Here is a 23,695-nt window from a genome sequence, read left to right as displayed (position 1 = left end):
TCCAATTTCCGAAAATCAGACGGTCTCTACGAAATTTAGCGGCCGTTTACGGCGAAGATACCCGGATTGGGATCTTTCACGAATTCTGTTCCGAGGCCGCAACCGGTTTGGCCGAGGTTGGTGGGTGTCCTTTGGCGACCAAAACCTTGTCACGGATTTCAGTCACCGTGTCTGGATTCTCTTCCAGGAACACCCGTACCCGATCGCGGCCCTGTCCCAGCTTGATTTTTCCGTAGCTGAACCAGCTGCCGCTGCGGGCGATGATTTTTTCGTCCACAGCCAGATCCACCAGATCTGCCTCCATGCTGATTCCACAGCTGTTATACATGTCGAACTCAGCAATGCGGAACGGTGGAGCCACCTTGTTCTTGACGATCTTGGCCCGCATGCGAATACCAATTTGGGTGTCGCCATCTTTAAGTGATGCGATGCGTCGTACGTCAACGCGTGCGGAACTGTAGAACTTGAGTGCACGTCCACCTGGTGTGGTTTCCGGACTACCGAACATGACTCCGATCTTCTCTCGAATCTGATTAATGAAAATCACGGTTGTTTTTGCTTTGGAAATGGCTCCCGTAAGTTTTCTCATTGCCTGACTCATCATCCGCGCCTGAAGTCCGACATGGCTGTCGCCAATTTCCCCGTCAAGTTCCGCTTTTGGGACCAGGGCTGCTACCGAGTCGATGACGATGAGATCAACGGCGTTGGACTTAATCAGCATCTCGGCGATTTGCAGACCTTCTTCTCCGTATGACGGCTGACTGACCAGCAGGTCATCGAGGTTCACACCAAGACGTCTTGCCCAGGAGGGATCGAGCGCATGTTCGGCGTCTACGAATGCTGCAATACCTTCTTTTTGGGCATTGGCGATGGTGTGCAGGGCCAATGTCGTCTTGCCACTCGATTCCGGTCCGTACAGCTCGATGATGCGACCTCTTGGAAAACCGCGTCCTCCCAAAGCCAGATCAAGCGAGAGAGCTCCGGTAGAAATCCCCGAGACGCCGGTTGAAGCAACGTCCGAATTGTTCAGCCGCATGATCGAGCCGGTCCCAAACATTTTTTCGATTTGCCCCATGGCATTGTCGAGCATGCTGCCGCCCGCAGGCGCGGCTGCCGGCGAAGTGTTTTTAGCGCGTGCTTTGGCCATTGTGTACGTCCTGATTGGATTAATGATGCAGGTGGGTGCCGAGTGAGAATGTTGTAAAACTGCGTGCTTTTCGCAGCCATGGCAACTTTGATGGCAGTGTAGCGTAACTCCGGCGACGGGGAAACGCAGACACTGCTGCTGGAGTGAATCCGAGAGTTCATCGGACGACGCAGTGGTCTTTTGCCGGATCGACAAGCGACCCGACTGTTACCTGTTATGTCATCTGCCAACCTGCCGACGGGTGATCCTGCGCTCGCCCGATTTGGCCTGCCGCTACAGCTGTATCCATCTCGATCATCGGTGTGATTTGTCGGACAGGAGTTCAATCGCTGACTGCACGTCAACTGTCTCGACAGGCCTGGGAGTACTTCACTGTGGTTAGCGAACCGGTCAGGAAATCAGATGTACTGAATAACGGGTGTCTACGATTTCAGCTGTGACAGGCTGTGTGTGTCCTGTGGTCAGACACATATTGTAATGAACTGGTGCTAAGCTGCGTCACGCATCATATCATCGACCATTCGACGACGACGACGACGACGACGCGCTTTATGCATCATCTTGTCCTCGTGAACGTTGCTTTCGCTAAAGAACGATCCGGAAAGCATTCGGTAAAAGAACAGCAACGTGAACGCTCCCAGTGTTGCGGCGATGAATCCTTTTCCGCTGATTGGATCAATCGACGTGTCTCGCCAGAAGAACAGGACCGTGCCGCAGCCAACCACACTGCCTCCAATGCCCATCAGCATTGTGGCTACTGCCCCACCGGGGTCCCGACCGGGCATGATGGCTTTGGCTGCGAGGCCGGCCAGCGTGCCGAATCCAACCCAGCGCAACAGTTCGTTCAGGCTGGTTTTGACAATTTCGATGATTTCGGTTTCTGACACGACAGACCTCCGGTCCATGTCTTGACTGTGCTGTACACAGGATGGACCTGAAGGCTACTCGACCTCTGAGTTCAGCCCAAGATTGAATCGTGTACCGTGGCAGACGAGTGTCAGGATATGGACGTCTTGCGGCTCAAATCATGTACAGGATCAGAGGTGACCGGCAGAGTTGGCCGGTTTGGACTTCGGAGACAGTTCCTGTCCGTCGCTGAGTCGGCGGGTTTCTGACCTCGGATTGGGTTGCGGGCTGTGACGGAAGGCCACAGGCCGACTGTTCGTTATGGTGAATGCATCTGAAAACGGCAGCAGCAGGGTACCAGGTGCACTATTCACGAAAGAAAGACTCATCCTGCCGGCATACGGGTCGCGATGAGTCGGTTTAATTCCTCCTGAAGACGGGCCAGGATTTCGTCGTACGAGAATGTACCGACCGACAGGGGACCTCGTTTGAGATTAACATGGCTGGGGCCGCACCACAGACCGAGGTCGGCGTCGTCGGTTTCACCTGGACCGTTGACTCGACAACCCATCACTGCGATCGTGATGTCATAATTCTGTGCGTATTCTGTCATGTCACGGACCTGTTCCGCCAGGTCAATGAACGCTTCGTTTTCCACCCGGGAGCAACTGGGGCAGCTGATAATGTTCAGGGTGTTTAGACCATAGTCGACGACAGAGCGGACTCGGCCCGCAGCGATATCTGAAAGGATTTGACGACCGGCAGCGATTTCTTCAGGTTTACGATCATTCGGTACGGTCAGTGAAACGCGAATGGTGTCGCCAATGCCCCGACTGATCAGCTGTTCAAAGGCAATGCGTGTTTTGATGACGCCGTCCGGCGGCATACCGGCTTCGGTGACGCCGAGGTGCAGCGGTACATCCGGACGCGCCTCTGCAAAGCGGCGATTGACTTCAATGACGTTTTGCGGGTCTGAGTCTTTGAGTGACACGCAGTAACGCGTGAAGCCAATATGATCCAGCAGCCGGCAGTGGTCCAGAGCGCTTTCCAGCATGGGAGACAGGCTGTCGTTCGCCTCGTATTTTGCTTTTTTGTCCGGGTCTACAGAACCACAGTTCACACCGATTCGGATAGCGCAGTTATTGTCGGACGCGATGTCCGCGAGGTAGCGCACTTTGTCCTGCCATGGTTTTTCGCGTTCATGGTGATACAAATGCCCAGGGTTATATCGCAGCTTCGCAACATGTGGCGCAATGGTTTCTGCAAGTCGATAATTTTCCTGAAGGTCAACCGACAGATTGCCGGTGACTTCTTTGGTAACATCGATCAAAGCTTCCGCATCACGCTGACTGTCGATGGCGATTCGTACGATGTCAGCTCCGGCAGCAACCAGACTGCGGATTTGAGCGGCTGTTGCAGCGATGTCCTGTGTTCGTGTGGCCGTCATGCTCTGCACAGCAATCGGAGCACCGGCACCGATCTGCACGTTGCCGATACGAACGGATCGAGTTGAATTGCGTTCAATATTCACGGAATGATTAGTCAGTTGCAGGGAGCAGTTGTTGCGGGATTGATCTGCAGATGTATGTCTGTTGAGGTATGTCTGTTGAGGTATGTGGCTCACGAAATACTGTTGGAACGAGTTCAGAACGCCGGCCAGCGAAACAAAAGGTGTAGCGGACCTGACTACGCACAATATCCGGCTGTTGCGAATCGAAACAGCCAGGATACCTCTGAAAATCGTGATGATCACATTGAATCATGGTGAGTAAATAATTTACGGCTGTTTAACAGCAGACGAGTGAAGCACCGCTGCGTTTTTATGCCGAGAGTACCCGATTGTCAGCAAAAAACATGGAAAACGATATCATCTGTGGAGTCTGCTGCGATCACCATGTTAATTCGGTTCAGATGGGGATTTGTCGTTTTCAGCAGACAAATACGACGCCAGGTCGTGTCTTCGTTTAAAATATCTTTCTCCCATCATTTCATTTCCGATTCGGTTGATTCTGTTTTGGGATTTTGAATTGCAGTTACCGTTCTTACAACGTCAACCCTCCGTTCAGTGGGAACCGTTACCGATTTTACGGCTGCCTGGTTTGATGTTATGGGTCTGGTATCGGCCACAGTCCCTTCCACTGGGACTGATTATCAGTGTGCCGGCGGAAGTGGAGGCGGCGTATTCTACCGGATTTCCATTCACTCTGGCCGATATTCTCCTGGCGGCCGGGATCGAGACTGCTCTAGTCCATTCTGTGTCGATACATGGCAGTGCCTGGCAGACGTCTGCCACATTTGGGCCACTGCTGCATCACGGGTTGCCTCCCGCGGGTGTCGGTGCAAAACCTGAGATCGCGATTCAGGCCACACAGCAGTCTGGTTTGCCTGGCGGTTTTGGAGTATCCATGCCGGCTGTCGAACTCCAGGCGGGTATAGAGGTCTTGGAACAATCAGCTTTGGCCGAAGTCGATGCTGAATCCAAAAAAATGATGTACGAACGGATTGAACAGTCTTGGCGAAGCAGCATTCAAATGGAGCGGCAGTGTACAGCGCTTCGTCAGAAGTTGGCGTCGATGATGGCCGCGCTGGGGAAGCTTGATCGTGATCTGGCTCCTGATGAACGTCTGGCGGCGGATCGGGAAGACCGTGACGCCTGGCAGGAGGCTCGACGATGGATGCGTGATCTGATGGCCAAATGTCACCGAGAGATCAAGAGTTTTGATATAGGAATGACAAGTGCGGCCGGAAAACGGAATGTGATCGAACAGTTGTATCAGCAGATTATTGAACCACGTGCTGCCTGCAGCGAACTGCCCGACATGCGTCGTGAGTTTGAAGCCTATCGCAAGGATATGACGAATCTGCAGAAAACCATGCAGTCGACGCTGCAGACTTCCGGTCAAAACGGAAGTCAGCGGGCACACCGTGTGCTTGCTGTGATCAGTAAAAAAATCCGGGCTCGTCGTGCGAGGATGCGCGAAGCTCTCGGTGGCACAAATATCGATAAATCTGTGCGGCGAAAGTCTTAGTTTCACTGCTGGTTCCTTCGTCTGTCACCAGTTCGGACTCCGTGTCGTACGGATCATATGTGTTGACTGATCAGATGTCCCAATTGTCCGCTCCGGAAAGCCTGTGTTCTGCAGGTGACTGAACGGACGAAAATCAGGGTCACGACTCTGATCAGTCACCTGCGGCAGGATTTGCAATTTCCCGCCGGACCAGATGAAGGCTGAAACTGGCCATTTCTGCCGCCAGTCAGGGACGAGTACGAAATTTCGCTGATGCGTATGTGGTACGTGTGAAACTCAGGGAAAAAGCTGGTCCGGCAGCCGGAAGCCCTGTTGTTGCGCCTTGGGGCCAGAGTTACAAACGCGGAGTCTCTGTTATGGGGAAGCTGTGCCAATGCGCATGGTCTCCTTCGGTTGTGACGTATCCGGCATTCCTACCCGGAGACTGAACCAGCATGAGGGAGATGAGGTTTCGGCCTCCAGAGAACCAGGAAACGCAACTGCACATCGCAGTGGTTGATCCGCAGGTCAATACAGACAGTTGACCTGTCATATTTATCGATTCGAGGACGTCATGACGAACGTTCACAAAACCTGTCAACAATCGTGTTCGCGTCTGGTGACGGCTCTTGGCCTGATTGCTGCTTTGAATTCGGTTATCCCTGCTGCGCAGGCGCAGGGTCTGTTTTCGGGCACACAGGTTTCGGGTGGTGCCAGTGAGGTCATTAATGTGAACCGACGGTCGTTTGGTACGAATGTTCGTATTGGACACGATGCAGGTGATACGTTCGGTCGTCAGGACTCAGTAACACACGTCAGTCTTTCGCCGTATTTCAACGTTGGTTCATTGCTTGCGTTTGGAGATGTGCGGCTGGCCCGTGCCAATGTCGGCGGACTTTCATGGGCGTTTGGCGGCGGAGCCAGAACGTTTATCGAAGAATGGGACATCGTCACCGGGATTAACGCTTACCACGCCAGTGATAACATTACTGGAACCGTACTGCGGAACTGGGGGATTGGTGCGGATGTGCTGACCGAGAGCTGGGAATTCAGAGCAAACTATCTGCAGCCGACGGGTAATACTTCACAGCTTGTTAACCGAACAATCGATCAGACGTCAGCATCATTTGCCGGGAATAATATTGTATTCAATCAGATTGATACGGTTGCAGAGTCACTGGAAGTGGTTGACACAGAAGTCGGCCGAAAACTGCCGACCGGTCCCGTTGACAATGTTGAACTTCGTGCTTTCTTTGGAGCCTATCGATTCAGCGGACTGACAATTCCCAAAGCAACGGGATGGAAGACTCGTTTACAGGCTGATGTTGGAAGTAACCTGGAAATTGGTGTCGGACTCAATCAGGATACCTTTACGGATACCACTGTGGCATTCAATGCCACACTGCACTTTGGTGGCTTTAAGGCACAGGACTATACGTCCAACAGTGCCATTCATCATCTGGCTGATCCTGTTCGCCGTCCGCTGACCGTGCCGTCAATCCGTACGGATGTTTTGATTCCCGGTGTGATGGCGATTAATCCGGTGGATGGTCTTCCCATCATTGTGCGACATGTTGATGAGAACGATTTGCTTGGGCCGTTTCTTGGCACTGTTGATGATCCAATGCAGTCAATTTCAGCCGCCCTGGGGTTGCCCGATACAGATATAGTTCTCGCACACGCGGGAGGACTTTACAGTTCTGCGCCTGACAATTCTGTCGTGGTCGGTCCGGGAGTCAGTTTGTTCGGTGAAGGACTGATCTCGGCTCCGAATGGTAATCGGATTGCAGTCAACACTACTCCTGTTCTGGGAATTACCGATGAGCTTATTTTACCGGGTTCTCCGACATTTCTTGCTAACACAACGCTGCCGCGATCAACACTTCAGGGGGCGCTTGGCAACTCGGTGACACTGAGTGAAGGCAGTCGCCTGGGCGGATTGATCGTAGATAACGCGGGAGGTGTCGGGGTCACAACGGATGATGTTGGTGGGACGGTAATCAGGGACGTACTGGTCAGTGATTCTGCCGGAGCAGGCATCCTGTTGACGAACACGACGGGGACGACAACGATCATTGATACGATTATTTCCGGAACAATCGGACCGGCGTTTCATGTGAACGGCGGGGACGGTTCCATCGGATACCGGACGACAAGTGTTGGTATTCTTCCACCGTTCTCGAATATCGACAATGCGTCGCAGCAGGCGGTGCTTATCGAGAATACCACTGCCGGCGGAATTGTGAACCTGTCCGGTATTACGATCAGCGATGCGGGTACGGGGATTGATATCCTTAACAGTGCCGGCAGTGCTACGATTGACAACGCGGAAATCAGCGGCAGTTCAGTAACCGGCATCCGGATTCTGGATTCATCCGGTACCTACAGTTTTCGGAATTCTCTGAACGCCAATACATTGGTGAGTGGCGCCTTGCAGCAGTCTGTGCTTATCGAAAACCTGGCAGCAACAGGTCGAGTGAGTTTTACGGCACTGCAGATTGACGGTCGCAATGCCGAAGGAATCGACATCAACAATAACAGCGGGCAGATTGAGTTTCTTGAATCTGTTGTGCTGGGGACACCAGGTGGCGGTGTTGCCGCCGGTCTGTCAGTTGATAATTCACAGGCGGGATCTCAGATCCGATTTGAAAATGCTCTGACAATGACGGGAAGTGGTGGCCGCGGTATCGAGCTTATCAACAACCAGTCAGGAAGCAATTTTACTGTCATCGGTCAGGCTTCAGCAGCGGACGCGACTCTTGAATCAGTATTCATCAGTAACGAATCGGGACTTGTTACATTTGAAGGCGGGATCACCATTCCCTCACGAAACGATATCGGGATATCAATCGGGAATTCGAACGGCACACTGGCCTTTTCCGGTGGAGCATCGGTGACCAACCTTCTTGCCGGCAACATTTCGCCGGCTGTCGACATCCAGAACTCAGAGGCCAATGTGTTGTTTGGTCGTCTGAATATTACGGATAATGCGCCGAGTGGTGGAATCGGTGTCAACCTCGAGAACAATATTGCCGGTGGGGTTAACACAGCACGACATACATACGAAGATCTGAATATCAATGTATCCGGTACCGGATTCCAAGCCATCAATAACACAAGTGTCCGAATTCTCGACGGCAGCATTGACACTACGGGGGGTGCCGCGATTGATCTTGAGGAATCCGGATGGTCCGTAGAACTGGACACGGTGTCGAGTGATGGTTCAGCGGACAATGCGATTCGCCTGGTTAACTTAGTGCCTCCGGCGGACAACACATTTGTGGTCAACCCGGACCTGGCAGTGGCCGCACCCGGTAGCGGCGGCACGATTCAGGGTACCGCAGGTACCGCCGTGCAGCTTCAAAATGCGGGGCAGGTCAGTTTGCGGGGCATCCAGTTTCAGGGTAATGCGACGGACATCCTTGTGGAGAACAGTGGCCTGGCAATCGACGACGACCAGAGTCTCCAGGTGGTGTCTTCATCCTTCACAGATACAGCAGGGCGGATAATTGAAACCGAAAATCTGACGCTGTTACGTCTGACGGATTCGCTTATCGATGACGGTGGGTCGGGAATCGGTCCCGACAGCATACAGTTGAACTATACAGAGAGAACAAATGATGCAGCCACCACGAGGTTCGATCAGTTTGATAATCCGTACACAGTCGAGATCTTACGAAATGTTATCAATGACACGTTCGACAATACCATTGTTATTCAGAGTTTTCCCGGTGCCGCGGACGCTCACCTCGATGTCAATGTCTCTAACAATATCAACACCTTGGATCTTGGCCTTGGCGGACAGGATGAAACTGCGGTCACCGTCGACTGGACCGGTCCGTCCCGCATCGTCCTTGCTTCGAATGACAATACTCTCAATGGTGACGACGCAGCCGGCAACAAGGCAGCCTACAATGTGACCCATCGGTCTACGACCGACGAAATGCTGTTGTCGGTAATCAACAATCTGTTCACGGCGACGGATGACGGCAGTGTCGGACTCACGGTCCAGACATTCGGTCAGTCCGATATTCTGGTGGACTCCAATGCCTTTACATTCGGCGGATCGGGTGCGACCGGAATGCTGTTCAATCTGGCGCCGGATACGGAGCTTTTCCTGACGAATAACGAGTTGCGATTCGATGCCGACGGAGGGACCGGAATACAGTTTACTCTTGTCAATCAGCCGTCAACGTTCACGATTAACAACAACCGGATTGGACTGTTTGATGACGGAGCGCTGCTGGAAACCGGGATGGACTTCCAGGCAGTCATTGGAGTGCCAAATCTGATCGGGAACCAAGACAATCTGATCTTCCTCACGAACCCAGCCGATCCCAATGCATTCATCGAACGCCTGTTCCAGTTTGGTGGCGCGGCGAATGGTCAGATCATTGTTAACGGTGCACTTTTGCCTTAACAGTGCACCGAGTACGATGGGAGAAAGTGGAGTTTTGGGTCTTTCCACAACAGGCTTCATTCTTTGATTGCATGGCGACCGTTGCGGGGCGACCTTCGATCTTTCGGTGCTGTCAAATAAATCTCAGTTCCCAACTGCAATCCGGTTGGCGATCTGCAGCTTCGGCTCTAGAATTCGCGGCGTCATGACAAGTGTGTCACCCCTGACGCCTGCCGGTCTGGCGGAACTTACTCCGCTGATTGCATCCGGCGATGAATTTTCCGGTGTGGTCAGTGCCTTACGCTCCGGTCAGAGTGCTGCGATTGACGGAGCATGGGGCTCCTCCTGTGTGCTGACTGTGGCAGCTTTGCAGCAGAGCTGTCCTCAATACACGTTTCTCGTTGTCGTTCCCGGTATTCGCGATGTAGAAGATTTTGCGGATGAGTTGGCAGAACTGAGGGCTGGTCGGGTTCAGACGTTCGCTGCGTGGGAATCCCTGCCTGAAGAACATGATATCAGTGACCGGGTTTTTGCGTCGCGACTGAGTGTTCTGCGACGTCTGTCATCGGGGTCCGTGGATAATTCCACGTCGGAAAATACGGCGATCGTGACCTGCATTCCGGCGCTTTTGCAGGCGGTTCCTTCACGAGCTGCGATTCAGGAAGCGACCCGTCAAATTTCGACCGGAGATGAACTGAATCCCGAAGCGTTTATGACCTGGATGATTGACCGGAGCTTTGAACGGGTCACAGCGGTGGAGCTGCCAGGTGAGTTCAGCCTGCATGGCGGTATTCTGGACATTTATCCTCCAACAGAATCCGATCCGATTCGAATTGAACTGTTTGGCGACGAAGTTGAATCGATCCGTAGCTTTGACGTGGAAACTCAGCGTCGAATTGACGAAATTGAGTCGATCTCAGTCACTGCGACTCGACCAGCGCGGCCGGAAACAGCGACCGGGTCAGCTGTCAGCTCAACAGAGTCACTGCTGGATTCGCTGCCAGCCCGGACGATTGTCGTCTTTCAGGACCTGGCTCAGGCGATCAGCGAAGGTCGGCTTTATCTGCAACGACTGGCCAGTCCGGTTGGCATGTTTGGCGTTGACGCTTCGATGGCGCGACTCACCGGTTTTCCGTCGGTTACCATTGATGCCCTGGCAGCCGACAGTTACGAAACTCACTGCCATCTGCATGTCGAATCGCTCGATCGTTTCTCCGACGCCGGGCAGGATGCCCTGGAGGAACTGGCGTCATCTTTGGGATCAGCCGAGCGTGTTATGCTGTGCTGCCACAACGAGGGCGAACAGGAACGGCTGCGAGAATTGCTGCTGGAGAAAGAAGCGGAACTGCAGCTGGGAGGTCGTGTTACCCTTTGTGTCGGCCAGGTGAGGCACGGATTTCGGCTGCTGGATCACAATCTCGTTGTCGTCAGTGACAATGAATTATTTTCCCGTACTCAGTCTCGGCGAGTCCGCGTCCGACGCCGATCTGCTGATTCACGCGCGATCGACAGCTTTCTGGATTTACGTGACGGAGACCTGGTGGTGCACCTCACCCAGGGAATCGCACGCTACCGGGGTATGTCTTTGATGGACAACGAAGGTGAGCAGGAAGAGCACTTGTTGCTGGAATTTCGAGACAATGTGATCGTGTATGTTCCTGCTTCGTTGATTCATCTGGTCCAAAAGTACATTGGCCCGGCGAAGACCACGCCTCAGCTGTCGAAATTCGGAGGAACCGCCTGGGAAAAGAAGAAAGACAGGGTTGCAGACGCGGTGTCTGACATGGCATCGGACATGCTGAAGCTGCAGGCGGAACGCAGTTCAAAACCAGGACTGCAGTGCCGCCCGGACACTCACATGCAGCAGGAATTTGAACAGGCGTTTCCATTCACGGAGACTCCGGATCAGTTGACTGCCATTAGTGACCTTCGCACGGATATGGAACAGTCACGTCCTATGGATCGGTTGATTTGTGGTGATGTGGGATTTGGAAAAACGGAGGTGGCGATGCGAGCTGCTTTTAAAGCTGTGGACAACGGACGGCAGGTTGCAGTTTTGGTGCCGACCACAGTGCTGGCCGAACAGCATTTTCGCTCGTTTTCAGAGCGCACGGCAGAATTTCCGGTCACGGTTGAGATGCTCTCGAGATTTCGGACTTCAGCGGAACAGAGAGAGATTATTCAGCGCCTGGGGCGAGGTGAGATCGATATCGTCATCGGGACCCATCGATTGGTGTCCAGTGATGTTCGCTTTCGTGAACTGGGTTTGCTGGTTATCGATGAAGAGCAGAAGTTCGGGGTCAAGGTTAAGGACCGATTGAAACATCTGCGGCTGGAAGTGGACGTTCTGACTCTGACAGCAACACCAATTCCGCGCACACTGCACATGTCCCTGCTGGGGATTCGTGATATCAGCAGCCTGACCACACCTCCCCGTGATCGGATGCCCATTGAAACACGGGTCGGACGGTTTGATGAAGCTTTGATTCGCAGTTCGATCATGCGAGAGCTCAACCGCGGTGGCCAGATCTATTTCGTTCACAACCGTGTCCACGACATCGAGGTGATTGCGAGTCGAATCCGCGCGATCGTACCGGAGGCGAGTCTCGTTATCGCACATGGACAGATGAATGAACACGATCTGGAAAAGGCAATGGTCGATTTTGTTCGAGGGAGGGCCGATATACTGCTGGCCACAACCATCATCGAAAGCGGTCTGGACATACCCAATGCCAATACTATGGTGATTCATCAGGCCGACATTTACGGGCTTGCGGACTTGCATCAGCTGAGAGGTCGAGTCGGTCGGGATCGCCGTCGGGCGTACTGTTATCTGATGCTGGAAGCGGGCAGGGTGGTCACGGAAAAGGCGGCTCGACGACTCAAGGCGATTGAGGAATACAGTGAGCTGGGTGCTGGGTTTCGCATTGCCATGCGTGATCTGGAGATCCGGGGCGCAGGAAACATCCTGGGGACGGAACAAAGCGGCAACATCGCAGCAGTCGGATATGAACTCTACTGTCAGCTGCTGGAAAATTCGGTTCGTGCTCAGAAAAAACAGCCGCTGAGATATCAGACTCACGTGAAGGTCGAGCTGCCTGTCTCATCCTTTATTCCGGATCGTTATATCGCTGAACAGAAGCTTAAAATTGAGATTTATCGGCGGCTGTCGCAGACGAATTCACTGCAGGGACTGAAGGATCTGGAAGAGGAACTGCGAGACCGCTTCGGTCCAATACCTGCTCCTGCCCGGCGAATGCTGCGGTTACGCGAACTGAATTTGCGGGCGTTGAGCTGGAAGATTGAGAGTATTCATCTGGAAGACGGGTACGCAGTCCTGCGTTATCGTGATGCAAAGCTCATCAAAATGTTGTCATTTTTTCATCAGGGGCACTTACGAATTGTCGATCATCATGATGCCTACTGGCCGCTGCAGGCCGGTGAGGAGGACGGCAGCGCGGTTGTGGACGAGTTGCGCGCTGCACTTTCCGAAGCAGAACCACCCATTGAACAGACGGAGTGATCCAAATCACCGTTAGTGGTCGCCTGCATGATCAGCTGTTTTTTGCTGTCTTGTCGCTGTCGAAAGAACGGCTGCTTGGCGAAGCAGCTGGCTGGCCAGCTCAGTCAATTACGGGAAAATCTGAGAAGTTTTGGACCAGTGACTTCTGCAGGAATTTTTCAGACGGGTGCTTTCCGGGGATTCGGCATTGAGGTGTTTGAAAATACGGTGATAACAGGGTTTGTTACCAGCAGGTCTTCGACGGAAATCTGCTTCGTTTAAAACACCACATTGACTGTGTGGCAGAGTTTCCGGTGCTGCACTGTCGTTTGTTTTTTTGCCTGTTGCATATCTGGTTAAACGCAGAAAACAGGACTCATCCTGGCTTCAACGACGGGCAAAGTCTGTGGCTGCTACACCCATATTACCGTCCCGGCTGTCGATTGAAATTTGCTCATACCGCCTGTGGTTTCGAGCATCATGCACAGATCATGCAGCTTGCACTCGATGACGAGTCAGCACAGTACGGAAACGAATTCCAACAACTCTGACATGTGACCTGCGGCGTCCTGGACTGAGTCTAACTGACGTTCAGTCTGTTTTCTCTGATGCAAAACGTTTTGTCATAAAACGTTCAGTCGGCACACAGGGCAGACGCCTTAACCGTTCCTGTTACACCGTGTGACTTTCACTTTACACAGTGTCAATTTCACTGCTGTTGAATGTTCTGGCGAAGACCGATTGTTAACGTTGTCTGACAACTTCCAGCTGATTACAGATCTGCCGGTCAGGAAACAAACTACGTGCCGCTTCACTGGCGAGTTGTTTTCCGTGCCAGGACCCAATCATCCCTGTAATTTGTAAATCACTTTCCCTGAGTACTACCTGTAGTTCGTTAATCACAACACCACACCGCTCACGAATCAACTGAACACAGCGGCTGCTGACATTGTTACACGGAACAACACCCTGCATAGAACTCCTCCATGATACCGTGGAAATAAGAGTGCCTCCTCCCCCTGAAGCGCGGAACTTCAGTTGTGAGAGATCACCCGAACGGCAGTCCAAAGGTTATACATTCCTCGACAGATTGTGCAGTCGAAATTTCAGGCCAGGTTTGTTGAATCGTCATTCTGAGGTTGGCGAGCGGAGGAATAGGAAGATTGTGAAGGATGGGTTTTGGGTATGGCGTCACTGGAACTACTATTGTCCTTCCTGATGATTCTGCAGGATAACTGACTGCAGACTGAATACGATAAGGATCCAGAGGAGCCCCGCTGTCCATCCAGCCAGAACGTCCGTGGGATAATGGACACCCATCGCAACACGGCTGAATCCAACCAGTCCCGTGAGGCACAGAGGGATCAGGATCAGCAGGGTCCGGACCCGTGCATCACGGGTTTGCTTTGCCAGCAACAGTCCGATGGACAGATAAACAATCGATGACACCATCGCATGACTGCTTGGAAAGCTTTTGGTGGCTACGTGTGACAGATGAGGGACCACAGAAGGGCGATCCCGATTGAATGCAAGTTTGAGGAGCATGCTGCAACCGTAACCTCCCAGTACAGAGATCAGAAATAATCGAACAAACGGCCGACCGTATGACAGCCACCCAAATGTCGCAAAGCAGATGATAACGGTGCCGACAACCACATAGCCGCCGAGAGCTGACAAATCGCGTATGGCCTCCTCAAATAACTCGGGGCCGACAATCTTTCCAGGGTCCTGGGGATCCCGCAGAAACTCGATCCAGGCCTGCTCAAAATCAATGCGGTTCTCGGTGAGCAGTGAGGCCATTCCTTCAAATGTCAGCCATGCGATGCAGGTGAGACACAGGGCGATTGCAACCGGACGCAGACTGACCGGTCGCGAATTTTCCAGTAACTTTTCATTCATTTTGCCCTGACTGCTCCCGACGTTGGCGAAGATTCTGCAGACGGTCACGAAATATTGCCTCATGACCTCGATCTGTGGGTTCATAGTATGTCCTGGCGACGCCCAGATAGTCCTGGTTGCACCAGCCGTCTCCATATGAGTGAGGAGATTGATAGTCATCGCTGCCTGCCGACTGCTGTGCTCCTTGGTAGTGCCGATCCCGCAGATGAGTCGGTACCGGGAGGATTCTTCTACTGCGTACGTCCTGTAATGCTGCGTCAATCGCTGTGCAGGATGCGTTGGACTTCGGACAGCAGGCCAGATAGGTCGTTGCCTGAGCCAGATTAATGCGACACTCCGGCATGCCGATGTTTTCGGTGGCCTGAAACGCGGCACAGGCGATGAGCAATGCCTGAGGATCCGTATTGCCGATGTCTTCAGATGCTGCGATCACCAGACGACGTGCAATAAAACGCGGGTCCTCGCCGGATTCCAGCATTCTTGCAAGCCAGTACAGAGACGCGTCGGGGTCACTGCCGCGGATACTTTTGATGTAAGCACTGGCTACGTCATAGTGATCGTCACCCGTCGGATCAAACCGCAGAATTCGGTGCTGAACGGAATCCTTTGCCACCTGCAGATTTACTTTCCGAGTGGTTGCCGATACGGACAGAACTGCGATCTCTAATGCCGATAGTGCTCGGCGGGCGTCTCCATCCGACAGTTCCACGAGCAGGTTTAACGCGTCTTCGTCAACATCGGTGTTGTGTTTCGCCAGTCCACGATCCGCATCACTGAGGGCGCGGTTGAGTACCCGGTGAATTTCGGTACGTGTCAGTTCCTGAAACTCAAAGACCCGGCTGCGGCTGATGAGCGGGGCAACCAGCGAAATGACCGGATTCGTGGTGGTGGCTCCAATTAAACAGATACTGCCGTCTTCAACATCCGGCAGTAAAATGTCCTGCTGGCTGCGACTGAAACGGTGGATTTCATCAATGAAACAGATAGTCTGTCGACCTTCTGCCGCTAGATCTTCGCGAGCTTTCTCCAGGACTTTCCGGACGTCCTTGACGCCAGCCATGGTTGCATTCAGTCGACAGAAGTGACGATTCGTGTTGTCAGCGATTAGTTCTGCCAGCGATGTCTTTCCTGTACCAGGGGGGCCACAGAAGATCATCGAACCGATCTGACAAACACGACCATGTTTTCGGTCGGCGTCGAGCATCCGACGAAGCAACTGTCCTTCACCCAGCAGATGAGACTGCCCGATCAATTCGTCCAGACTTGCCGGTCTCATCCGTGCTGCCAGCGGCTGGACCTGTTCACGGTTTGCATGTTCCTGGGCGGCAAACAGATTCATCGCAGTTGATGCCTGACTGTCAGAAATAGAGGGCACTCAGCAGGGAACCTCGGGAAATCACTGCTACTCGTGTACTCCGGTGGTCCACACGATATGACCGGATCAGTTTCTGTCGATTCTATCCGTCGGTTTGGCATTTTTGTGGCACTTCCGGCTGTTAAACTGCAGAATCCAAAGGACTTCCATTCAGGGGTATTCGCTTAGTTCGGAGTTTTATCGTGGTCGCTGTCCTGCAACCGCTCAAAAACAACAAGCCGATTCCAATCGACCGTGCCGTGATTCTGGTGGGACGCAGCGAGGATTGCGATGTGGTGATCAACGGCAGCAGAAAAATTTCCCGCAAGCACTGTTGTCTGGTGCAGTTCGATGACAGTTTTCTGATTCGTGATCTGGACAGCACGAACGGAGTGTGGGTCAATGGAAAACGTGTCGATCGGGAGTCGGAAATGGTTGACGGAGATCGCGTTGCCATCGGCGACGTTCAGTTCCGATTTTATCCGAAAGGTCCAAAACAGTGTGACACTCGTGTGGCAACGCAGGAGCAACGGTCATCTGCGTCCGACGGTTCAGAGCAACCGGGGGACGACATCGTCATCCTGAATCCTGTTGAACCCAAGGTCACTGACGAGGGCGACGAGATCATCGAGTTGACGGACGACGATCTGGTGGATGATGTTATGCCGGATCACAGAATAGAATCTCACACAGATGATGATTCGGCGGACGACTCGCAGATTTTCCTGAATACTGCCGGTCAGGATACCGGTCATGCCAAGCCGGAAGGACGGTCGTCGCCCGGTGAGGAAGAGTCGGATCCTGTCATCAATCTGGATGACAGTTTTTCGGATGAGGAAATCGAAGATGAAGATATTGTCATATTTGATGATGAGTGAATGACAGCGGGTCGGGCACAGCCAGGTCTGTGTGCACACACGAACCTGCCGTGAGGGGTTCCACGGGTGGAGTGTGTCAGCGACAGGACTGCGACAACGCAATTGCTCTACCGGACTATGTGTTGAAGTGACGTCAGACCGATTTGCTCGCGATTTATCAGCGGCTCACCGAATGCACGTCCGATGGTCCATCCCCAGTAGCGGGCCCGGTCCCGAATATCATCCAGCACGGTGGGGAACAGATCACTGCGTCCTTCGATCAACTGACTGCGGTACGCCTCCACGCTCGACATTTTTTCATTGATTGAACTACTGATATCAATCACGAACGATGCGCTGGGATGAATTCGCAGATGGATGCTGAAATAGTGCAGCAGCAAAGGCGGCCAGAAAGGGTCTCCTTCGAGATCTGAACGACTGAGTTTGGCCCAAAATCGAGCATCATCCACAAGAGTACTGGCTGCGACGTGGTCGGGGTGTGCGTCCAGCCAGTATGGCGATAGCACGATCTGAGGTCTGGTCCGGCGAAAGACTTCTGCAAGTCGGCGACGGGTGTCCAGAGTAGGTTGCAGACTGCGGTTGGGCAGTCCCAGGTTTGTGCGCCAGGACAGATCCAGAATTTGTGTGGCCTGTTCTGTTTCGGCACGACGCAGTTCGTCTGTTCCCTGTGGTGTCGGCTCACCACTGGTCAGGTCTACGACGCCGACCCGCAGATTTTGCCGTCGGGAGACGACGATGAGGCCGCCTACGCTGATTTCCGCGTCATCCGGATGAGGGGCCACCACCAGTACATCAAGTGGATCCATTGTTACAGCAGACTCCTCTGGGCGCGGATTGAGCGAAACCTAAACTGCCTGACAGAAATCAAAATTCAGACTTTGCCCGAACGATAGCGGGATGTTTGGCTCGCAGTATTGTGGAGAGACGACATGAAACACATTCTGGCCCTGGCCATCCTTGCGATTTCACTAAATACGTCAACCGGGTGTACGTCCATGTCCGACGTCGGAGGCAATATGGCTCGTACTATGCGAATGTTTAGACCTCGGCCATTCGACGATTCTGAAGATCCGCAATATACTGAGTCAGCCGAAGATCCCTGGAGTAAAATGATGGGTGATGCCCGCCCAAGGGATCGGGAAGCTTCCGAAACAGATTCCCTGTGGCGCAAGTACGCAATGTCACCACAATCTCGCAGTATCGAACGTAGCCTTGGAGTCGGTCCGTAAATGCGGACAGTATTGTATGTAGCTGCCTGTGTGGCGTTACCCGTCCTTTGGGGAACACTGGTTCACTGGGCCTTTCAACAGTTTCGACGTCGTCAGGATTCGGGCAGTCGGTCTACGGACAACTGGCCCGACTATCAAATCTGATACCGGGCCAAATACTCTCGATTCGTCGTCTGCTCTGTGAGGTCAGAGCTGTTGGGGGGAGGCCTTCAATCAGTGATGTCGAGTCCCGTTCGCCTGTTGAACCAGGTTCGTGTTGGACTGATACACTGATTTCAGCAGAAAGCAGGAACAGCAGACGGATCAACGATTCTTCCGGCTTTGGAATCGCACAGTTACCAACGTGCCAGCATCTGCCGGTAATGGAAGTCAACAGAAAACCGGTTCCACTCTATTGACCGTCAAGGTCTGTTGAAGTCACTGTCAAGGCCACTGCCTCTTGGATCCGGAACGAGGTCATCGTTCGATCTGTAGTATCCTGAATTGTCCTTATCGAAATCGTCATCATAAGGAGAGGCCGGGACCTCTGTGCCCGGAGCGGTTAGTGGCGCATTCGATGGTGGCAGTGTGAGATGACTTGGTGATTGCATTTGACCCGGCTGGGCCGGGTAATAGCCCGGATATGTTTGCCAGCCCTGATTAGGATACGGATGATAGCAGCCGCAGATTAACAGGACAGTTGCCAGCACAGTACAGTATTGATGTGTTGAATTCATGGTATCCGGTCCTTCGGAATGCCGACATTAAACAGCCGGCGACCATGCCTCAGTGGCTCCGCCGCCGTGAAATGTCTGCATTAATCCACTATTTTACATACGCATCGGCGATATCTGCGCGAGAGTAATGTGAATCCGTGCATTGTGTCCAGACCAGTTTTTCGTGTGGTGCTGTGAACATCACGGAACATTTAAAGCGGGCAGATAACTACAGTCCTCAAGCCGGAACTGTACTCCTCCGGCTTGTTTTTGGGGCGCAGGAACACACAAATGATGTTCGCTGTAACCCCGCGTCAAGCATTCGGTTGTCGCTGGTCGCTGAACGTTACTGTATTCTGAAAGCGTACAGCTGAGAACGGTCGGAGACAAACAGTGTTCCGTTAGCAATCGTCGGTGTACTGTAGATGGCACTGTCAAACTGCAGCGTCGACAGCTCCTGCTCTGTGTCGCCGGCTTTCAGGATAACGAGTTCGCCGTCTTCATCTCCCAGCAGCACGTGTCCGTCAACGACCATTGGTGATCCCCAGACAGCAGCGAATGTATCATGGATCCATTTGCGTTGACCTGTTTCATAGTCCAGACAGTGCAGAAATCCACTCAGGTCAGCGGCATAAAGCCGTCCATCGGTCACTGCAACAGTCGACATTGTGCGGCGGAAGATCAGTCCTTCTTCTTCGCCTGTGACGCTTCCGTCGCTGTCAATCCCTCCGTAATGCCAGATTTGACCGCTTTCCGGGTTGTTCACCCAGTTATTGCCGTCGGCGATTTGAGGGCTGATGTCACCACGCTTCGTTGTATCGATACGGTAAAGGTGTCCGACTCCTTCGCCATGTTCCGGATCCTGTCCGACTGCCAGTACGACGTCGTTACCAATAGCAACCGGAGTGGAAATGATGGCATTCCGAGTTCCGCGACCGCCAAGTTCCCATACGGTATCTTTGGGGTTGAGGTCAAACCACCAGAGTAGATCTCCTGTCTCTGCATCCAGTGAGTACAAAACGCCGTCACCACCCGGCATAAAGGCCTGCGCCGTGCCATCGATAATTGCCAGTGCAGGTGAACCCCACTGTCCGTGCAGGATATTGGCAAATCGTTCAGGAGCTTTCGAATCCATGGACGGAAAGTCGGCTTCCCAGACCAGTTCTCCCGTGTTCTTGTTTACGGCGATGAAGCTTGGTGCTCGCGGGGAGGGGACTTCAAGGTGAGCTTCGTCAACTCCATTGGATGTTGTCAGCAGCACCAGGTCTTTGTGGGTCAGAGGGGACGAGGTTGCAAGATTGTGTGGAAACACTCCGAGTTCTTCGATCATGTCGTAGATCCAGATAATATCTGCATCAAGGTCTTCACTGTCCACTTCGTCCTGATACGGACCATCGTTTTCACCATCGTGGAAACCTTCGACGTCGATGCACATCAGCTCACACCGATTGGTAACCACGTACATGCGACCGTTTTCGATACAGGGAGTGGAACAGATCCCCTGTTCAGGCCAGTCATTCACCCGACCTGCCGGCAGTTTTTCCCGTGTCAGCTGCCACAACAGTTGTCCTTCATCTTCACTCACGCACAGCACCACACCGCGGTCACCCTTATGCTGCTCGCGATATTCTGCTCCGTTGTTTGTTCCCACGAACACCCGGCCATCTGCCACGACTGGATTACCGTAAGTCTGAGACCCCAGGCGAAACGTCCAAATGACGCCTTGGCCACCTTTGTCGGATGAGGGAGGTTCGATTTCAAGGTTGGTGCCCGTGGTGGCGTTCACCATGTTTCGAGAATTGTTTAACCCCCATTGCGGCCAGTCACCTGCAGTGACAGATGTCTCCTCACCCGTGTTGACAGATTCTGCTAAAGTAACTTGGGCGGTAGTTGATTCTGTGATGACCGTATCTTCTGCAGCGGGTTCTTCTGCTGTTTGTTCGCCGGATGCCAGGGGTTGTGTTTCCCCATCCTTTGCTGGTGCGTGTGCCGCGACTGCTGCTGATTCCTGTTCGGTCGAAACAGCGGGTGCTTTCGCTGAATCTTCGGGAGAAGATGTTTTCGTATCGAGCGAGATTCCTGACGCGGTCGGGCCGGTACCGGAACCGCTTTCAGCAGGACCAGAGCAGCCTGCGAGCAACACAGAGGAGAGCAGAAGGACCATCAGAGAGGACAGTCGATGTGTCATTGGGGAATTCCTGAATGTAAGCAGATAGGACGGACTGTGGTGAGTTGATTGGAAAACGGTCTCAACGTTGTGTGCAGCGATCACGGCAGGATTACTCAGAGACCTGAACATTATCGTAGTAACTATCTGCCAGGTTGTAGACATACAGGCCCGGGCTGCCTTCAAGATTCGGATGAGGATCCACAGTTTCCAGCGTCCATTCCGTGGGTTCGGTTTCGTCTCGTTTCCAGACTTTACCCATGACATGAGCTCCGTCATCTTTTACGCGAACGGTCATTTTAATTGTGTACCACACGTCGGGCTTTGAACGGTAGCGAATCTCTTTTGCCATTCTCAAATGCGGTGCCCAGCTTTGTATGGCGAGGCGTCCGGTATTACCTTTGAGAATGAAGTTGTAACGGTGAGCAGTGACTCCAATGTTGGCCAGTTTTCGTTTTTGCTCCTTCATCAGTACGTCAGCCTGAATAGTGTATTCTTTCATTTCAGGCATACCCAGCCAGAAATAAGTGCTGGGCCTTCCGCGGCCGGGTGTTCGTTTGAGTGCAACAGAGCCATCAACGTCCGCTGGCTGCAGTTTTATGAACGAATTGATCCAGGTTGGAGGAACCCGTTTGCCGGCATAGTCCTCAAAATCCCATTTCCACGGTAATTGGGGAAATACGCGGAGCCGAGCTTTGCTCGTGACATCGTCCAGTTGGGCTCTGATGATTCCGGCCTGTTCCGCCGCACTTTGCGCAACACTCACGGTGTTGCCGTCGACCATTGTGTCTGACCAGCCGTCACCGAGGGAAAGTTCGGCATTGACTTCACCCAGCGACTGGCCCAGTTCATTGTAACCGTAGACCGTGTATTCAACCTTTCCTCCGCCGAACACTCGAGTCTCATAAGGAACCACACGAATTGAAGCGACCTTTGACGACCCTTTAGCTTCTTCCAGCGGCGGCAAATCGACTGGCTGACTCTTTCCTGCATTCTCATTGCCCACGCAAAGAGTACGATCACGTGTCACAAAGAAAACCCGACCGTCGGAGATTGCCGGCGTCGCATAGATTTCGTCCAGTCCGTTACCATCGGTTGCTTTCAGTGTGACGCGGGAAAGTGACTGGCAACTCTCACGCGATGTTTTCAGGATATGGATATTGCCATTCACTTCCATCACGTACAGCTTGCCATCGGCCCAGATCGGCGATCCTTTTCCAACAGTACCCAGAGAGTAATTCCAGAGCGCATCGCCTGATTCACTGTCGTATGCATACAGACGACCGGTGTCTGCCACCACGTAGAGAATTCCATCCTGTACCAACAGTCCTGTGTAACCGGCTTTGATGCCGTCCAACCGCCACAGACTGTGTGTCTTTGTAATGTTTCCGGTGCCGCGCCCGTCGATACACTCAATTCGTCCAAAATTGGTGTTGTCGATATTGTCTTCACCATGGGAGATATACACGCGATGACCCACAACGGCCGGTGCGGCGTTCAGGCCTCGTCGTGACATGTCAAATGACCAGATGGCTTTGCCCGTCCGGGCATTAATTGCGTGAATTCCTCCGTCGGCTCCGCCGCCAATCAGCAAACGCTGTCCGTTAATGACCGCAATCACCGGGTGTGAGTAATTCGTATCTTTCGGTCGACCGCCGACTGGTGAGACCCACTGCAGTTCTCCGGTGAGTTTGTTAAAGGCGTAGTAGGTCATCTTCGGGGGTGGTTTGGCGGTATCTCCCCAGTTGAGTCCAAAGAAGCCCACGATGACACGATCTTCATCTACAACCGGTGACTGAGTTCTACCGCCGTAACCACTGATTTTTCCGTATTCCTCAAACAGCGATTTTTCCCACTGAACGTTGCCGTCTTTGTCGTAGCAGCGGAACAATCCACTGACTGAATGCATATAAACGTTGCCGGTCTCCGGATCACCTGCCATCGGGGCCCAGCCGACTCGTGGTGCGGGGATGTCTGTCTGAAATACGTTGAAGTGATCCTTCCAGATAATGTCACCGGTCGCGACATCACGACAAACCACCTGCTCCTGCGCATGAATCAGCTCTTCGCTTCCCGTACTGACGTCATGATTCGTGCGGCACTGCAGGTAAATACGATCGTTGATGACGATGGGAGCCGCCCGACCACCGACAGGGGAATCCCAGAGGACGTTGGTTCCTTTGTCCACATCCCAGTTTTCAACCAGACCGACTTCGCGACTGATGCCGTTGTGTTCCGGACCTCGCCATGCGGGCCAGTCCGCTGCATTCACGGAAATGCTGAGAAAAACGCACACCCACAGGGTTCTGATTGTGAACATGAAAATGATTTCCTGGAGGATCCGCTGCCGCCGGGCACAGTGAATCGACCCGTAGTGGCCGTTCTTTTACTGTCAGACCCAGGATGCTAAAGAGGAACCGTCACGAGTTGGGGAGAGTCAGCCGGGCCGCCAGTGACCCGAATTTTCAGATACGCATTCAGGCACAATCGATCTCTGTTGCGACGCGTCAGAGTAGAGTCTAGTTGTCCGTCTGTTGAATGCAAGTTTTGCACCGCCTGGACAGAATGCCG

The 23,695-nt window shown here is 53.1% G+C and carries 16 protein-coding genes; 6 read left to right on the top strand and 10 right to left on the bottom strand.

Features of this window, described 5'->3' with window-relative positions; all coding sequences use genetic code 11:
* Positions 1-76: 76 nt before the first annotated feature.
* The 3 genes from recA to ispG all read right to left on the bottom strand — a co-directional run bounded on the left by recA (position 77) and on the right by ispG (position 3,524).
* The gene (gene recA, locus MK110_04465) at positions 77-1,090 is read right to left on the bottom strand and encodes a recombinase RecA (protein MCH2210531.1); all 1,014 of its coding nucleotides are present in this window, start codon (positions 1,088-1,090) and stop codon (positions 77-79) included.
* A 545-nt stretch (positions 1,091-1,635) separates the two neighbouring features.
* Positions 1,636-2,034, bottom strand: coding sequence for a GlsB/YeaQ/YmgE family stress response membrane protein (locus MK110_04460; GenBank protein ID MCH2210530.1), 399 nt, complete (start codon positions 2,032-2,034; stop codon positions 1,636-1,638).
* Positions 2,035-2,378: 344 nt separating this feature from the next.
* Positions 2,379-3,524, bottom strand: a complete 1,146-nt coding sequence (ispG, locus tag MK110_04455) for a (E)-4-hydroxy-3-methylbut-2-enyl-diphosphate synthase (GenBank protein ID MCH2210529.1) — start codon at positions 3,522-3,524, stop codon at positions 2,379-2,381.
* 571 nt (positions 3,525-4,095) lie between these two features.
* On the opposite strand from ispG, the gene MK110_04450 reads away from it, so the two are divergent.
* The 3 genes from MK110_04450 (at position 4,096) to mfd (ending at position 12,923) form a co-directional block, all read left to right on the top strand.
* The gene (locus MK110_04450; protein MCH2210528.1) at positions 4,096-5,022 is read left to right on the top strand and encodes a hypothetical protein; all 927 of its coding nucleotides are present in this window, start codon (positions 4,096-4,098) and stop codon (positions 5,020-5,022) included.
* Between the two features lie 553 nt (positions 5,023-5,575).
* The gene (locus MK110_04445) at positions 5,576-9,421 is read left to right on the top strand and encodes an inverse autotransporter beta domain-containing protein (protein MCH2210527.1); all 3,846 of its coding nucleotides are present in this window, start codon (positions 5,576-5,578) and stop codon (positions 9,419-9,421) included.
* 184 nt (positions 9,422-9,605) lie between these two features.
* Positions 9,606-12,923: a transcription-repair coupling factor gene (gene mfd, locus MK110_04440; protein ID MCH2210526.1), complete on the top strand. Its 3,318-nt coding sequence runs from the start codon at positions 9,606-9,608 to the stop codon at positions 12,921-12,923.
* A 723-nt stretch (positions 12,924-13,646) separates the two neighbouring features.
* On the opposite strand, the gene MK110_04435 is transcribed toward mfd, so the two are convergent.
* The 3 genes from MK110_04435 to MK110_04425 all read right to left on the bottom strand — a co-directional run bounded on the left by MK110_04435 (position 13,647) and on the right by MK110_04425 (position 16,140).
* Complete coding sequence (locus tag MK110_04435; GenBank protein ID MCH2210525.1) at positions 13,647-13,877, bottom strand: hypothetical protein; 231 nt, start codon at positions 13,875-13,877, stop codon at positions 13,647-13,649.
* 228 nt (positions 13,878-14,105) lie between these two features.
* Complete coding sequence (locus MK110_04430; GenBank protein MCH2210524.1) at positions 14,106-14,801, bottom strand: phosphatase PAP2 family protein; 696 nt, start codon at positions 14,799-14,801, stop codon at positions 14,106-14,108.
* On the bottom strand, positions 14,794-16,140 hold the full coding sequence (locus MK110_04425; GenBank protein MCH2210523.1) for a replication-associated recombination protein A: 1,347 nt from the start codon (positions 16,138-16,140) through the stop codon (positions 14,794-14,796). The genes MK110_04430 and MK110_04425 overlap by 8 nt, the downstream gene beginning before the upstream one ends.
* A 218-nt stretch (positions 16,141-16,358) precedes the next feature.
* Between MK110_04425 and MK110_04420 the strand changes: the two genes are divergently transcribed.
* Positions 16,359-17,033, top strand: coding sequence for an FHA domain-containing protein (locus MK110_04420; GenBank protein ID MCH2210522.1), 675 nt, complete (start codon positions 16,359-16,361; stop codon positions 17,031-17,033).
* Between the two features lie 107 nt (positions 17,034-17,140).
* Here the strand turns inward: MK110_04420 and bshB1 are convergent, their stop codons facing one another.
* Positions 17,141-17,839 (bottom strand): bacillithiol biosynthesis deacetylase BshB1, encoded by a 699-nt coding sequence (bshB1, locus tag MK110_04415; GenBank protein ID MCH2210521.1) that lies wholly within the window; start codon positions 17,837-17,839, stop codon positions 17,141-17,143.
* 123 nt (positions 17,840-17,962) lie between these two features.
* Between bshB1 and MK110_04410 the strand changes: the two genes are divergently transcribed.
* Both MK110_04410 and MK110_04405 read left to right on the top strand, forming a co-directional pair.
* Complete coding sequence (locus tag MK110_04410; GenBank protein ID MCH2210520.1) at positions 17,963-18,262, top strand: hypothetical protein; 300 nt, start codon at positions 17,963-17,965, stop codon at positions 18,260-18,262.
* Positions 18,263-18,406 carry a hypothetical protein gene (locus MK110_04405; GenBank protein MCH2210519.1) on the top strand — a complete coding sequence of 48 codons (144 nt, stop codon included), beginning with the start codon at positions 18,263-18,265 and terminating at the stop codon, positions 18,404-18,406.
* Between the two features lie 257 nt (positions 18,407-18,663).
* On the opposite strand, the gene MK110_04400 is transcribed toward MK110_04405, so the two are convergent.
* From MK110_04400 to MK110_04390, 3 genes are all read right to left on the bottom strand, one after another.
* Positions 18,664-18,978 carry a hypothetical protein gene (locus MK110_04400; protein ID MCH2210518.1) on the bottom strand — a complete coding sequence of 105 codons (315 nt, stop codon included), beginning with the start codon at positions 18,976-18,978 and terminating at the stop codon, positions 18,664-18,666.
* 325 nt (positions 18,979-19,303) lie between these two features.
* On the bottom strand, positions 19,304-21,145 hold the full coding sequence (locus MK110_04395) for a PQQ-binding-like beta-propeller repeat protein (GenBank protein MCH2210517.1): 1,842 nt from the start codon (positions 21,143-21,145) through the stop codon (positions 19,304-19,306).
* Between the two features lie 91 nt (positions 21,146-21,236).
* A complete protein-coding gene (locus MK110_04390; protein MCH2210516.1) occupies positions 21,237-23,444 on the bottom strand; it encodes a PQQ-binding-like beta-propeller repeat protein in 2,208 nt (735 codons plus the stop codon).
* Between the last annotated feature and the right edge of the window lie 251 nt (positions 23,445-23,695).

The organism is Fuerstiella sp., assembly GCA_022447225.1.
GTDB lineage: Bacteria > Planctomycetota > Planctomycetia > Planctomycetales > Planctomycetaceae > S139-18.
The sequence above is the reverse complement of the archived record's forward strand: the minus strand, read 5'-3'. Positions and strand labels throughout refer to the sequence as shown.